Here is a 14,111-nt window from a genome sequence, read left to right as displayed (position 1 = left end):
AGGCCGCGAGTTTACAGGTCACAGGCCGGAAATAAATCCTCCAGTCAAATGTCGCAACCACTCAGCGGAACACCTTAACTGCCCTTGACAAGACTTCAACTCATCGGCATGATTCGCGGCCTATTTTGTTTGCTATTTCACAAAGTCTTTCGAGGAGCTCGACGGTGGCCAACACACCTTCCGCCAAAAAACGTGCAAAACAGGCTGAGAAGCGTCGCAGCCACAACGCCAGCCTGCGTTCCATGGTTCGTACCTACATCAAGAATGTAGTTAAAGCCATCGACGCAAAAGACGCAGAAAAAGCGCAAGCCGCTTATGTTCTGGCTGTTCCTGTTATCGACCGTATGGCCGATAAAGGCATCATCCACAAGAACAAGGCTGCTCGCCATAAAGGTCGTCTGAACGGTCACATCAAGGCTCTGAGCCTTGCTGCTGCAGCCTAAGCGACCCGCTTGTTAAAAAACCGACCTCAGGGTCGGTTTTTTATTGCCTGCTGGAAATTAGCGGGAAACATCAATGTGCAGCGCGGCGCAGAGCTGTGACGCAGAGCGTCACGAAGGACATTCCCACGCTGGAGCGTCAGGAACGATAGGCCTGTAACTATCCTGCTACAGACTCAAGGCGCGGGCGCGGTTGTCCATGGCAGGATCGGAATGGCGGTCACGGCATTCTGCGGGCTGCCTTCGATGACACGGTCGCTGTAGACCAGGTACACCAATGCATTGCGCTTCTTGTCGAAGAAACGCACCACCTGCATGGTCTTGAAAACCAGCGAGGTACGCTCCTTGAATACCTCGTCGCCATCCTTGAGGGCTTCCTTGAAACGGATCGGCCCGACCTGACGACAGGCGATGGACGCCTCGGCACGGTCCTCGGCCAATCCCAGACCACCCCTCACGCCGCCCGTCTTGGCGCGTGACAGGTAGCACGTCACACCGTCCACCTTGGGATCGTCAAACGCCTCGACCACAATTCGATCGTTAGGCCCGACCATCTTGAACACAGTCGACACCTGACCGATCTCTTCGGCAGAGACCAGCACCGGCATCAGCAACGCAGCGGCCAACAAACCTTTCATGAAGCGCATCAAATAGTCCTTTTTTGCAGTCTTGAGTCAGACGAGGATCAGGTTATCCCGATGAATCAGCTCAGGCTCGGCCATATAGCCCAGCTCACGCACGATGGATTCGGAAGAGTGACCAATGATTTTCTGGGCTTCGATGGCACTGTAGTTACTCAGCCCGCGAGCGATCTCGCGACCGTCCGGGGCGACGCATACCACCATCTCGCCACGCCGGAAGCTGCCCTGGACCAGCTTGACGCCTACCGGCAGCAGGCTTTTCTGATCCTTGGCCAGCGCCGCAACCGCGCCATCATCCAGCACCAGCGTACCGCGGGTCTGCAGATGCCCTGCCAGCCACTGCTTGCGCGCTGCGAGCATGCCACGCTCAGGGGACAGCAGCGTGCCCAACCGCTCCCCCCCCTTGAGCCGCGCCAGAACGCGCTCGATGCGCCCGCCGACGATGACAGTATGCGCACCGGAACGCGCCGCCAGACGCGCTGCACGCAACTTGGTCTGCATGCCGCCACGCCCCAGCGCACCGCCCGTACCACCGGCCACTGCATCCAGTGCCGGATCATCGGCACGCGCTTCGTAAATCAGCTGCGCCTCCGGGTTGTTACGCGGATCGGCGTCGAACATGCCGTCACGGTCGGTCAGGATGACCAGCAGATCAGCCTCGACCAGATTGGCAACCAGCGCCGCCAGCGTGTCGTTATCGCCAAAACGGATTTCGTCGGTAACCACTGTGTCGTTTTCGTTGATAACCGGCACAACCCCAAGCTCGACCAGCGTGCGCAGGGTGCTACGGGCATTCAGGTAGCGCTTGCGGTCCGACAGGTCATCGTGGGTCAGAAGGATCTGCGCGGTATGTCGGCCATGCTCGGCAAAGCTCGATTCCCACGCCTGCACCAAGCCCATCTGACCAATCGCCGCAGCAGCCTGAAGCTCATGCATGGCACTGGGGCGAGCCGTCCAGCCAAGACGGCTCATGCCGGCAGCCACCGCTCCGGAAGACACCAGTACCAACTCGACACCCGCCTCGTGCAGCGCCACCATCTGCTCCACCCAAACACCCATGGCGTTGCGATCCAGGCCCTTGCCATCAGCCGTCAGCAAGGCACTGCCAATCTTCACAACCCAGCGCTGGGCGCCCGTCACTTTGCTGCGCATCTTCTTCCAACCCTAGCCAGAGATTTTCAAATTCGGGATACAAAAACGCCGCTAACAATCGTAGCGGCGTTCAAGTTTACTTCAAGCGATCAGTCACGGACGTAAATGATTTCCGGACCGTCTTCATCGTCCACGTCTTCTTCATCCCAGTCATCGTCACCGATGTCATGCACGCTCTTCACGCCGCTGCGACGCAGGGCACGCTGATCGTCCAGCGCCTGCAGCTGGGCACGGGCTTCATCTTCGATGCGCTGATCGAGCTCGGCCAGCTCTTCGGCGTAACCAGGCTCTTCGGCGATACGCTGGCTGCGCTCTTCGAGGTAACGCATGATGTCGCGAGTCAGTTGCTCGGTGCCTTCTTTGGCAATGGCAGAGATCACGTAAACAGGGCCGGTCCACTCCAGACGATCGACGATCTCCTGCTTGCGCGCCTCCTGCTCCTCTTCGAGAATCTGATCGCACTTGTTCAGCACCAGCCAGCGATCACGCTCGGCCAGCGACGGGCTAAATTTTTCCAGCTCGTTGACGATCACTTCAGCCGCATCCGGAGCGCTGCTTTCATCCAGCGGCGCCATATCGACGAGGTGCAGCAACAGACGAGTACGCGCCAGGTGCTTGAGGAAGCGAATCCCCAGGCCCGCGCCGTCGGATGCACCCTCGATCAGACCTGGAATGTCGGCAACCACAAAGCTTTTCCAGCGATCGACACTGACCACGCCCAGGTTTGGCACCAGCGTGGTGAACGGATAGTCGGCAACCTTTGGCTTGGCCGCAGACACCGAACGGATGAAGGTGCTCTTGCCGGCATTCGGCAGGCCCAGCAGGCCGACGTCAGCCAGGACTTTCAGCTCGAGCTTGAGATCACGTTGATCACCAGGCTTGCCCGGCGTGGTCTGGCGCGGAGCGCGGTTGGTACTGGACTTGAATCGGGTGTTACCCAGACCGTGCCAGCCGCCCTGGGCAACCATCAAGCGCTGACCATCTTTGGTCAGGTCACCGATGATTTCCTGAGTGGTGGCGTCAATGATGGTGGTCCCGACCGGCACACGCAGTACCAGCTCTTCGCCCTTGCGACCGGTGCAGTCGGCGCTGCCACCGTTGGAGCCGCGCTCGGCATCGAAGTGGCGGGTGTAACGGTAATCGACCAGCGTGTTCAGGTTGACGTCGGCGACCATGAAGATCGAGCCGCCATCACCACCATCACCACCGTTGGGACCACCGTTTTCAATGAATTTTTCTCGACGGAAGCTCATGCAACCGTTGCCGCCGTCACCGGCTTTTACTCGAATGGATACTTCATCTACAAATTTCATAACGCACGCCTCCCGCCACAGGGACGAGCAGAACCACATAAATTACATAAGACTCTTGCAAAAATGAGCGTTGCGATACCGATCAGAAACCAGCGACCCCATGGGTCAACATCACAACAGCCCGCACAAACAGTTTTGCAAGAGACTCACCTGCCTCTCTACCTCTACAAACAAAAAAGCCCCGTCGCAAGACAGGGCTCTTAAGCTACTGCGTGATTACGCTGCGGAGACTTCAGTCTTCGGAACGATGCTCACGTAGCGGCGACCGAAGGCGCCCTTGACCTGAAACTTGATCACGCCTTCCACTTTCGCGAACAGGGTGTGATCTTTACCCATGCCAACGCCGTAGCCAGCGTGGAATTGGGTGCCGCGCTGACGCACGATGATGTTGCCAGGGATGATAGCCTGGCCGCCATACATCTTCACGCCAAGGCGTTTGGCTTCTGAGTCGCGCCCGTTACGGGTACTACCACCAGCTTTTTTGTGAGCCATGAGTCAATTCTCCAGTTGAGGATTAGGCTGAATTAAGCCTGAATACCTGTAATTTTGATCTCGGTGTACCACTGGCGGTGGCCCATACGCTTCATGTGGTGCTTACGACGACGGAACTTGATGATACGAACCTTATCGTGACGACCTTGCGAAACCACTTCAGCCACAACGGTAGCGCCAGCAACAACGGGAGCACCGATATTGACGTCGTCGCCATTGCCAACCAGCAGAACGCGGTCAAACGTAACGGATTCGCCAGTAGCGATTTCCAGTTTTTCAATTTTCAGGTATTCACCTGGGGCGACTTTGTACTGCTTGCCACCGGTAACAATTACTGCGTACATGGTATTTCTCCGAAAATCCTGCTCACCCAGCTCTTTATAAGAAGAGTATCGGCTGGCATGGCTGCATGGGGCTGGAACGGCCCGTTTGCATTGCGTAAGGCAGGTGCTGCCCAGGAAAGTTAGGGTGCGCGATTGTACGCAAGGCATTCGCGTGTTGCAAGAGGCGGCTCGTCATACCTTGACACGCTCTACCCCGCGACCTAGCATGCGGCGCAACCTATCCGGAGCACCTGTCGCTGATGCAACCCCAAGCCTTCTACCGCGCGGTGGCGGACGACTTTAGTGCCGTTGACCTTATCATCAAAAAGCAACTGACGTCGCGCGTACCGCTGGTCTCGAAAATCGGTGATTACATCACGTCGGCAGGTGGCAAGCGCCTGCGCCCGTTGCTGGTGCTGCTGTGCGGCAAGGCACTGGGTCGCGAAGGCGATGATGTTCGCCTGCTCGCCGCCACTATCGAATTCCTGCACACCGCCACGCTGCTGCATGACGACGTTGTCGACATGTCCGGCATGCGTCGCGGTCGTTCCACCGCCAACGCGCTCTGGGGCAATGCGCCCAGCGTATTGGTGGGGGACTTCCTTTATTCGCGCTCGTTCGAAATGATGGTCGAACTGGGCTCGATGGAGGTCATGAAGATTCTGTCCAAGGCGACTCGCATCATCGCCGAAGGCGAAGTGCTGCAGCTCTCGAAGATTCGTGACGCCAGCACCACCGAAGAAACCTACATGGAAGTGATTCGCGGCAAGACAGCCATGCTGTTCGAAGCCTCGACCCACAGCGCCGCAGCCCTGTGCAACGCCCCCCAAGAACAGAGCGAAGCACTGCGCACGTTCGGCGACCATCTGGGTGTGGCCTTCCAGTTGGTGGATGACCTGCTGGACTACCGGGGCGATGCCGAGACGCTGGGCAAGAACGTCGGTGACGACCTCGCCGAAGGCAAGCCGACCCTGCCGCTGATCTACACCATGCGTGAAGGCAGCCCGGAACAGGCTGCGCTGGTTCGTCAGGCGATCCAGAAAGGTGGTCTGGAAGATCTGGAAAGCATCCGCAACGCAGTAGAAAGCGCCGGCGCCCTCGATTACACCGCACAGCTCGCCCGCGACTACGCGGCCCGCGCCATTGCCTGCCTGGACGCGCTGCCGCCCAGCGAGTACCGCGACGCACTGGTCGAACTGAGCGAGTTTGCAGTCGCCCGTACACACTGATATTCGTAGCAGTCAAAAGCCCGTCCAGCGACGGGCTCGGCAAACGGCAGTCAGCGCGTAATCCTTCATCCTCTCCTGCATGAAGTCCGGAAAACACTGAATCCTCAGTGCAAGTCGCGCATGCCCGCGATACAGCGCATGACTCATCAGCCTTTTATCAGCAGATGCAGCCCCAGCAGGCCCATGCCGATAAAGAACACACGCTTGAACAGCACCGCGCTGATTCGCTGGCGCAGCCATTGCCCCAGCAGCATGCCCAACAGGGCCGGAATCAGCGCCAGCGTGGATGCGCCCAGCTCTGCGCCGCCCAGTGCGCCGTTCCACGACAAACCCGCCGCCAGCGCCAGCGTCGAGACAGTGAACGACAACCCCAGCGCCTGGACCAGTTGGTCGCGCTCAAGCCCCAGCGCCTGCAGATAAGGCACCACGGGAATCACGAACACCCCGGTGGCCGACGCGATCACCCCGGTGATCAAACCGCACAGCGGGCCCAGCCAACGCTCGGCAGCGGCAGCAACCTTGAAGGTCGGCAGAAACAGCCCGCTCAGTGCGTAGAGAAACAAAGCGCCACCCAACGCGCGAGTCATTGAATGACCGCCACTCATGCCCAGCCAGAACGCCCCGACCAGCGTGCCGATGAAAATCATGCTCAGCATCGGCCATAGCCGCTTCAGCAAAGGCCGCAGATTGCCACCCGCCGCCAGTTGCCAGACATTGGTGAACGTCGACGGGATGATCAGCAACGCCGCAGCCTGCGCCGGCAGCATGGCCAGCCCCAGCAACCCCATTGCCACCGTGGGCAAGCCCAGGCCGATCACACCCTTGACCGTACCGGCCAGCAGAAAGGTGCCGATTACCAGCGCCGAAAGGCCCCAGCCCAGCGTTTGATAGAAGTCGAGAATCGAGTGCATGGCGTCCCTTGCCAGATGGATAGAGGTCGAGGCTTAACCTTTTACTGAGCGCTCGCGCAGGTAAGCCAGCACTTGCGCTTGATCACCCGCGAATTCGATACGCGCCGCCTTGTGTTCGCGCTGGTAAGCGTACATCGGGTCGTAATATTCGCCGAGCAGCCCTTCGATCCAGCCTCGGTGCAGATCAACCGCACCGCTGCGCTGCTGTTCTTCCAGCGCCGCCTGCATAAGGCCCGACAGGCGCTGGTGACGCTCGCCGCCGAGGCGTTTGTGAATGTTGTTCAGGCTTTGCAACAGACGCTCGGCGAACAGGCCGAAGCCCTGCTCTTCGCCCTTGACGGTGATGAACTCTGCGCAGAGGTTGATCACATAGTCCTCGAGAATGCGCTCGACGCGGTTCTCGAAGCTGTCTTCCAGCCAGACCATCGCGCAGCCCTGCATCGCCTGGTGCAGCTCCAGCGGCACGTTGCAACTGCCGACCAGACGGCTTTCATCTTCCACAACGAATTGTTCGATACCGGCTGCGCGCTTCTTGAGCAGGTCGATGGCCAGCCGGTTCTCGAAGTCGATCTGCGCCGGCTGCCCAGTGGCACGCTTGCCGAAGCTGGAGCCGCGATGATTGGCGATGCCTTCCAGGTCCACGCTGTTAGGCAGCTGCGTCAATACTTCGGTCTTGCCCGTGCCGGTCATTCCGCCGAGCACGACGATACTGCATTCGCTCACCGCCTCATGCAGGGTATCCAGCAGGAACGTGCGCATCGCCTTGTAGCCGCCAAGAACCCGCGGGTAGTCGACCCCGGCATCCTTCAGCCAGCGCTGTACCGTCTGCGAGCGCAGCCCGCCGCGAAAGCAGTACAGGTAGCCATCCGGATTGGCTTTGGCGAACTCGATCCACGCATTGACGCGTTCATCCTTGACCTGACCACAGACCAATTGATGCCCGAGCTGGATAGCGGCGTCCTGGCCGTGTTGCTTGTAGCAGGTGCCGACCTTTTGCCGCTCGATGTCATTCATCAGCGGCAGGTTGATCACACCAGGAAAAGCCCCCTTGGAAAACTCCACCGGAGCGCGAGCGTCCATCATCGGCACGTCGTTGAGAAACAGTGCACGGTAGTCGCTGCTGTTGTCGGCCATCAGAACACCTCGACGGCGCGGGTCTGTCGCTCGTGCAAGGTGCCGATAGGGTTGAGCAGCAGCCCCAGTTCGGCAGCCACGATCAGAAACTCGGCTTCACCTTCAGGGCTGACCGCGACCAACAGACCGCCGCTGGTCTGTGGATCACACAACAGGTCACGCTGGGCATCGCTCAGTGCGCCGATCCTGTCGCCGTAACTTTCAAAGTTGCGCAATGTGCCGCCCGGCACACAGCCCTCGGCAATGTAATGCTCGACGCCGGGCAGACGCGGTACAGCAGCGTAGTCCAGACGCGCGGTCAGACCTGCGCCGTCCGCCATTTCAACCAGATGCCCGAGCAGACCGAAGCCGGTGACATCGGTCATCGCCTGCACGCCGTCGAGCTTGCCGAAACGGCTGCCCGGCTTGTTCAGGGTGCACATCCAGTCACGCGCCAGACCGATGTCTTCATCGCGCAGCTTCGATTTTTTCTCGGCCGTGGTGAGGATGCCGATGCCCAGGGGCTTGGTCAGGTACAAGGTGCTCCCCGCCAAGGCAGTGTCGTTGCGTTTCATGTGCTTTTTCTGCACCACGCCGGTCACCGCCAGACCGAAGATCGGCTCAGGCGCATCGATGGAATGCCCTCCCGCCAGCGGGATACCGGCAGCGTCGCAGACGGCACGACCACCGCGAATGACTTCACGCGCCACTTCGGGTGGCAGGATGTTGACCGGCCAGCCGAGAATGGCGATGGCCATCAGCGGGTCACCGCCCATCGCATAGATGTCGCTGATGGCATTGGTCGCGGCGATACGGCCGAAATCGAACGGGTCATCAACGATGGGCATGAAGAAGTCCGTGGTCGAGACCACGCCGCGCTCGTCATCCAGCGCATAGACCGCCGCGTCATCACGCGAGGCATTGCCAACCCAGAGTCTGGGGTCAAGGTTCTGAGCGCCGCTGCCAGCGAGGATCACGTCCAGCACCTTGGGGGAAATCTTGCAGCCACACCCTGCTCCGTGACTGTACTGGGTCAGGCGGATTGGCTCATTCATCGCGACACTCTCGGTTACCGGGAAACAGGCTGTGGAGTCTAGGGGCTGTTCCCTTATCAGCGCAAACCGCGTCGTGCGCCGGCCGTGCATTCGGGCGGTGAATCTGCCGAACTGGCCTTTCTCGCCATGCCTCTTATAATCCCCGCGCATCACCACCGAATCCTGTGAAGCGCCGCCTGCTCGTGCACGCGGGCTTCACGTTATCCTTTTTCCGCTATTGAACCGGAGAACCTCCATGCTCAAGCGTACCCTGGCGCTCGCCGCCGGCATTGCCCTGTCCTTCTCCGCCCTGACCAGCCACGCTGCCGACACCCTGCGTGTCTCGGCCATTCCCGACGAAGCGCCTACCGAACTGCTGCGCAAGTTCAAGCCGCTGGGAGCTTATCTGGAGCAACGGCTGGGCATGAAGGTCGAGTTCGTTCCGGTCGCGGATTATCCGGCAGTGGTCGAAGCGCTGGCCACTGACCGGCTCGACATGGCCTGGCTGGGCGGTTTCACCTTCGTTCAGGTCAACCTCAAGACCGGTAATGCGGTGCCACTGGTACAGCGTGAGCAGGACGCCAAGTTCACCAGCAAATTCATCACCTCCGATCCGAACGTGAAAACCCTGGCGGACCTCAAGGGCAAGACCTTTGCCTTCGGCTCGGTGTCGTCGACATCCGGCAGCCTGATGCCGCGCTATTTCATGCTCAAGGAAAACATCAAGCCGGAAACGTTCTTCAGCCGCGTCGCCTATTCCGGCGCACATGACGCAACCGCCGCATGGGTTCAGGCGGGCAAGGTCGATGCAGGCGTGCTTAACGCCAGCGTCTGGGACAAGCTGGTCGCCAGCGGCAAGGTCGACACCAACAAGGTTCATGTCTTCGAGACCACGCCGGCTTATTTCGACTACAACTGGACCGTGCGCGGCAGCCTCGACCCGGCACTGGCAGCGAAGATCAAACAGGCCTTCCTCGACCTCGACCCGGCCAACCCGGAGCAGAAGGCAATCCTCGATCTTCAGGCCGCCAGCCGCTTCATCGAGACCAAGCCCGAGAACTACAAAGGCATCGAAGAAGCCGCACGCGCTGCCGACCTGCTGAAATGACCCTGCGTCTGTCCGCCATCGAGCTGCGCCACAGCGACGGCACACTGGCGTTGCGCGGCCTGGACCTGAGCATCGCTCGTGGCGAACGAGTAGCGATCATCGGGCCGTCCGGTGCGGGCAAGACCACGCTGCTCAATCTGCTGGCCAGCGCTCTGCCGCCCAGTGCCGGACAGCTGCAGGTTCTGGGGACTGATCCCTGGCAGCTCTCCAGCACACGACGCCAGCGCCTGCGCAGCCGCATTGCGCTGATTCATCAGGCACCGCCGTTGCCGGCGCGCCAGCGGGTGGTGACTGCGGTGTCGGCGGGCAGGCTTGGTCAGTGGGGGCTGGGCAAAAGCCTGCTGAACCTGCTGCATCCACTCGACATCAGCGGCGCCCGCGAGGTACTGGCGCGTCTGGACCTGGCGGACAAACTTTTCGAACGTTGCCAGCAGTTGTCCGGTGGACAGCTGCAACGTGTCGGCATTGCCCGCGCCTTGTATCAGCAACCCGAACTGCTGCTAGCCGACGAGCCGGTTTCGGCGATGGACCCGCGCCTCGCCGATCACACCCTGGCGCTGCTGTGTCAGCACGCCATCGAGCACAACGTGACGCTGGTCGCCAGCCTGCATGCGGTGGAACTGGCGCTGGCACATTTCCCGCGGGTCATCGGGGTGCGCGACGGGCGAATTCACTTCGACCTCGCCGTCAGCGAGGTCGGCCGGGAGCATCTCGACACGCTGTATGCCAACGAACAACTCAGCCCTCAGCCGGTTTCGGATGCAGCTGAAACACGCTGGACGCCGCGATGCTGAGTCGGGATCAGCGCGACCCGGCGGCAACGCCACGCCTGTTGCTGACATTGCTGGCGGTCGCCCTGCTCTGGCCGGGCATTCGTCTGGCCGAACTTAATCCGTGGGTACTGCTGCAAGCCGATAATGCGCGGACGATGGGCAGCTTTCTCGCCGGGTTCTGGCCGGTGGCGCACTCTACGGAATTCCTCGGGCTGCTGCTGGATGCGACGCTGCAAACCCTGGCGATCGCCACAGCCGGCATTGCCCTTGCCTTGCTGCTGGCCGTACCGGCAAGCCTGCTCGCCAGCCAGGCATTGTCGCTGTCGGCCGCCTCACGCGGCGGCCGCCCCGGCTGGCTCGGCCAATGCCTGCGCTGGCCGGCACGCGGGGTGTTGATCTTCCTGCGAAGCGTGCCGGAAATCGTCTGGGCGCTGCTGTTCGTGCGTGCGGTCGGCCTGGGCCCTACGGCGGGCGTACTGGCCATCGCCATCACCTACGCAGGCATGCTTGGCAAGGTGTACGCCGAGATTTTCGAATCGGTGGACCAACGCCCGGCCCACGCGCTGCTCCAGGCAGGCAGCGGTCGCCTGGCCGCACTGGCTTACGGCATCCTGCCCAACGCGGCAGCCGAACTGACCTCCTACACCGTGTACCGCTGGGAGTGCGCCGTGCGCGCTTCGGTGGTCATGGGTTTCGTCGGCGCAGGCGGACTGGGTCAGCAGATCGACCTGTCGATGCGCATGTTCGCCGGTGACGAAGTGGCGAGCATGCTGCTGACCTTCCTGCTGCTGGTGCTGCTCGCCGACCAGCTCAGCCGTTTGCTGCGCAGGCAGTTCACATGAAGCGCGCAGGTAATCTGCTGCTGGTGCTGGCGCTGATCGCAGCAGTGATCGCATCGTTTGTGTACCTAGGCCTCGACCTGCTCACCCTGGGCAGCCACGACAACCTGACGCAGATGGGCCGTTACGCGTTGCGCTTCATGAGCCCGGACCTGAGCGGCCCTCATCTGCAGGCAATCGGCCAGGGCGCCCTGGAAACCCTGGCCATGTCGGCACTCGGCACCTTGCTGGCCGCCATTGCAGGTTTGCTCCTGGCACTGCCCGCTGCCGGACGCTTCGGTTGGTTCCTGCGCAGCCTGAGCCGCCTGCTGCTCAATGCGCTGCGCGCCATTCCGGAACTGGTGTGGGCCGTGTTGATGGTGCTGGCTGCCGGGCTCGGCCCCAATGCAGGCACGCTGGCACTGGCACTGCACACCACGGGCGTTCTGGGCCGCCTGTTTGCCGAGGCACTGGAAAACACCGCACCGCAACCCGCTGCAGCGATTCGTCTGCAGGGCGGCAGCGCCTGGCAGGCGTTCAGCTACGGCACCCTGCCCAACCTCTGGCCACAGCTGCTGGCGTATACGCTGTATCGCTGGGAGAACAACATTCGCATGGCCAGCGTGCTGGGCTTTGTCGGCGCGGGCGGTCTAGGGCAAATGCTGTATGTCAGCCTCAGCCTGTTTCAGGAAGCGCAGGCCAGTACCGTGATTCTGGCGATGCTGATACTGGTATTCGCCGTCGACGCATTGAGCGGCTGGAGCAGGCAGCGCTGGGTGCGTAACTGAGCAGACCTCAGAACGCAAAACGCCACGACCCTGAAGCTCAGGGCCGTGGCGTGATTAGCAGCGTGACTCAGTAGCCGAGCGACAAGCCGGTGTTGCGACGCGGGTCGTTAGCGCCGTAGAAGCGGTTGTTACCGACTGGTTTGCCACCCAGCGAAGGCGCGCCCACCAGAATCGCCGCCACATGATTGAGCGGCTGCGGACCTGCGAACTTTTGACCCCAACTCTCGAGAATCTTCAGCGTGTCAGGGCTGACCGCGAAGGTATCGATGTTGGTTTCTTCAGGCTGCCATTGCTGGTGGAAACGCGGCGCGTCGACCGCTTCCTGAATGTTCATGCCGTAGTCAATGACGTTGAGCATGGTCAGCAGCGTGGCGGTAATGATGCGGCTGCCGCCCGGCGTGCCGACGACCATCACTGCCTTGCCGTCCTTGGTGACAATGGTCGGGCTCATCGACGACAGCGGCGTCTTGCCCGGCGCGATGGCGTTGGCTTCGCCCTGCACCAGTCCGTACATGTTGGGCACGCCGACCTTGACGGTGAAGTCATCCATTTCGTCGTTGAGGATCACGCCGGTCTTGCTGGCCATGACGCCCGCGCCGAACCAGTTGTTCAAGGTGTAGGTCACCGAAACCGCATTGCCCCATTTATCGACAATCGAATAGTGAGTGGTGTTGCTGCCTTCATGGGGCGCGACGCCGGGTTTGATCTTGCTCGAGTCACCGGCCTTTTGCGGCTCGATGGCAGCGCGCAGCTTGGCGGCATACTTGACGTCCAGCAGGTGCTCGACCGGATTCTTGACGAAGTCCGGGTCGCCCAGGTAGCTGTTGCGGTCCGCGTAGGCGTGACGCATGGCCTCGATCTGATAATGCATGCCCTGCGCCGAGCGGAAGCCCAGCTCTTTCATCGGGTAGCCTTCGAGGATGTTCAGAATCTGGCAGATGACCACACCGCCAGAGCTCGGAGGCGGTGCCGAGACCACGTGGTAGCCACGGTAATCACATTCGATCGGCGCCAGCTCGCGGGTCTTGTAATGGTCGAGGTCCGCCTGGGTGATGATGCCCTTGCCAGCCTGACTGGAGTCGACCAGCGCCTTGGCAACCCAGCCCTTGTAGAAACCGTCGCTGCCCTTCTCGGACACTTCCTTGAGGGTCTTGGCCAGGTCTTTCTGCACCAGCTTCTGACCGACCTGCATCGGCTCGCCCTTGTTGAGGAAGATCGAGCCGGAATCGGCCATGTCCGCCTTGAACACATCCGTGGCGCTCGACAGCATGTCGACATCGCCCTGCCCCAGCACAAAACCGTCCTCGGCAAGCTTGATCGCCGGGGCGATGACCTCTTCACGCTTGCGGGTGCCGTACTTGCTCAGGGCCATTTCCATACCGGACACAGTGCCCGGCACGCCGACGGCCAGATGGCCCTTGGCACTCAGGTCAGGGATGACCTTGCCGTCCTTGTCCAGATACATGTTGGCAGTCGCGGCCAGCGGCGCCTTTTCACGGAAGTCGAGGAAGGTCTTGCGCCCGTCGGCCAGTTGAATGGTCATGAACCCACCACCGCCGAGGTTGCCCGCAGCGGGATAGACCACCGCCAGTGCGTAGCCAACCGCTACGGCCGCATCGACCGCATTGCCGCCAGCCTTGAGTACATCGACCCCCACGTGAGTAGCCAGGTGCTGAGCCGTCACGACCATGCCGTTTTCGGCAGCGACCGGGGCTTGTGACGCGGCGAATGTGGGGGAATACGCGACAATCAGTGCCGTCGCGATCAACGATCTGGCGAGGGGTTCGAACTTCATGGTCGATCTCTTCTTTTTCTGGGTCAGGGACGTTTGATGAGTGAAGCGCCAGCCTCCAGGCGAGGATGCGGCACTTCTCATCGAAGCGTACCGAGCATCCCTGCGCTGATCTGACGGGGTCCAAAGTAGCCGGTTCTGCCGCGTTTTCCTAATGTAAAAACCGGATACACATCAACGCCCC

Annotated in this window: 15 protein-coding genes; 6 read left to right on the top strand and 9 right to left on the bottom strand. The window is 61.1% G+C overall.

Annotated elements, in window-relative coordinates; genetic code table 11:
* Positions 1–164 precede the first annotated feature (164 nt).
* Positions 165–443 (top strand): 30S ribosomal protein S20, encoded by a 279-nt coding sequence (gene rpsT / locus V476_RS14620; protein WP_003344603.1) that lies wholly within the window; start codon positions 165–167, stop codon positions 441–443.
* 173 nt (positions 444–616) lie between these two features.
* Here the strand turns inward: rpsT and V476_RS14615 are convergent, their stop codons facing one another.
* From V476_RS14615 to rplU, 5 genes are all read right to left on the bottom strand, one after another.
* On the bottom strand, positions 617–1,087 hold the full coding sequence (locus tag V476_RS14615; RefSeq protein WP_024960212.1) for a CreA family protein: 471 nt from the start codon (positions 1,085–1,087) through the stop codon (positions 617–619).
* A 27-nt stretch (positions 1,088–1,114) separates the two neighbouring features.
* Positions 1,115–2,233: a glutamate 5-kinase gene (proB, locus tag V476_RS14610; protein ID WP_003318792.1), complete on the bottom strand. Its 1,119-nt coding sequence runs from the start codon at positions 2,231–2,233 to the stop codon at positions 1,115–1,117.
* Between the two features lie 89 nt (positions 2,234–2,322).
* Positions 2,323–3,546 (bottom strand): Obg family GTPase CgtA, encoded by a 1,224-nt coding sequence (cgtA, locus tag V476_RS14605; RefSeq protein ID WP_002551973.1) that lies wholly within the window; start codon positions 3,544–3,546, stop codon positions 2,323–2,325.
* Positions 3,547–3,762: 216 nt separating this feature from the next.
* The gene (gene rpmA / locus V476_RS14600; protein WP_002551972.1) at positions 3,763–4,038 is read right to left on the bottom strand and encodes a 50S ribosomal protein L27; all 276 of its coding nucleotides are present in this window, start codon (positions 4,036–4,038) and stop codon (positions 3,763–3,765) included.
* A 32-nt stretch (positions 4,039–4,070) separates the two neighbouring features.
* Positions 4,071–4,382 (bottom strand): 50S ribosomal protein L21, encoded by a 312-nt coding sequence (gene rplU / locus V476_RS14595; RefSeq protein WP_002551971.1) that lies wholly within the window; start codon positions 4,380–4,382, stop codon positions 4,071–4,073.
* A 239-nt stretch (positions 4,383–4,621) separates the two neighbouring features.
* On the opposite strand from rplU, the gene V476_RS14590 reads away from it, so the two are divergent.
* Positions 4,622–5,590, top strand: coding sequence for a polyprenyl synthetase family protein (locus tag V476_RS14590; RefSeq protein ID WP_003344609.1), 969 nt, complete (start codon positions 4,622–4,624; stop codon positions 5,588–5,590).
* A 146-nt stretch (positions 5,591–5,736) separates the two neighbouring features.
* Here V476_RS14590 and V476_RS14585 read toward each other — a convergent pair whose 3' ends face one another.
* The 3 genes from V476_RS14585 to selD are packed head-to-tail and all read right to left on the bottom strand — an operon-like array spanning position 5,737 to position 8,669.
* Positions 5,737–6,501 carry a sulfite exporter TauE/SafE family protein gene (locus V476_RS14585; RefSeq protein ID WP_003318796.1) on the bottom strand — a complete coding sequence of 255 codons (765 nt, stop codon included), beginning with the start codon at positions 6,499–6,501 and terminating at the stop codon, positions 5,737–5,739.
* A 33-nt stretch (positions 6,502–6,534) separates the two neighbouring features.
* Entirely contained in the window at positions 6,535–7,635 is a 1,101-nt protein-coding gene (mnmH, locus tag V476_RS14580) for a tRNA 2-selenouridine(34) synthase MnmH (protein ID WP_024960213.1), read from the bottom strand.
* Entirely contained in the window at positions 7,635–8,669 is a 1,035-nt protein-coding gene (gene selD / locus V476_RS14575) for a selenide, water dikinase SelD (RefSeq protein WP_024960214.1), read from the bottom strand. Before selD ends, mnmH begins: the two co-directional genes overlap by 1 nt.
* 235 nt (positions 8,670–8,904) lie before the next feature.
* On the opposite strand from selD, the gene V476_RS14570 reads away from it, so the two are divergent.
* The 4 genes from V476_RS14570 to phnE are packed head-to-tail and all read left to right on the top strand — an operon-like array spanning position 8,905 to position 12,135.
* Complete coding sequence (locus tag V476_RS14570) at positions 8,905–9,756, top strand: putative selenate ABC transporter substrate-binding protein (protein ID WP_024662482.1); 852 nt, start codon at positions 8,905–8,907, stop codon at positions 9,754–9,756.
* A complete protein-coding gene (locus V476_RS14565) occupies positions 9,753–10,550 on the top strand; it encodes a phosphonate ABC transporter ATP-binding protein (RefSeq protein ID WP_024960215.1) in 798 nt (265 codons plus the stop codon). Before V476_RS14570 ends, V476_RS14565 begins: the two co-directional genes overlap by 4 nt.
* Positions 10,544–11,371 (top strand): PhnE/PtxC family ABC transporter permease, encoded by an 828-nt coding sequence (locus V476_RS14560; protein ID WP_024662480.1) that lies wholly within the window; start codon positions 10,544–10,546, stop codon positions 11,369–11,371. The genes V476_RS14565 and V476_RS14560 overlap by 7 nt, the downstream gene beginning before the upstream one ends.
* The gene (phnE, locus tag V476_RS14555) at positions 11,368–12,135 is read left to right on the top strand and encodes a phosphonate ABC transporter, permease protein PhnE (RefSeq protein ID WP_024960216.1); all 768 of its coding nucleotides are present in this window, start codon (positions 11,368–11,370) and stop codon (positions 12,133–12,135) included. Before V476_RS14560 ends, phnE begins: the two co-directional genes overlap by 4 nt.
* 67 nt (positions 12,136–12,202) lie before the next feature.
* Here phnE and ggt read toward each other — a convergent pair whose 3' ends face one another.
* Entirely contained in the window at positions 12,203–13,930 is a 1,728-nt protein-coding gene (gene ggt / locus V476_RS14550) for a gamma-glutamyltransferase (protein WP_024960217.1), read from the bottom strand.
* Positions 13,931–14,111: the final 181 nt, after the last annotated feature.

This window comes from Pseudomonas syringae KCTC 12500 (genome assembly GCF_000507185.2).
In the GTDB taxonomy this organism is placed as follows: domain Bacteria; phylum Pseudomonadota; class Gammaproteobacteria; order Pseudomonadales; family Pseudomonadaceae; genus Aquipseudomonas; species Aquipseudomonas syringae.
The sequence above is the reverse complement of the archived record's forward strand: the minus strand, read 5'-3'. Positions and strand labels throughout refer to the sequence as shown.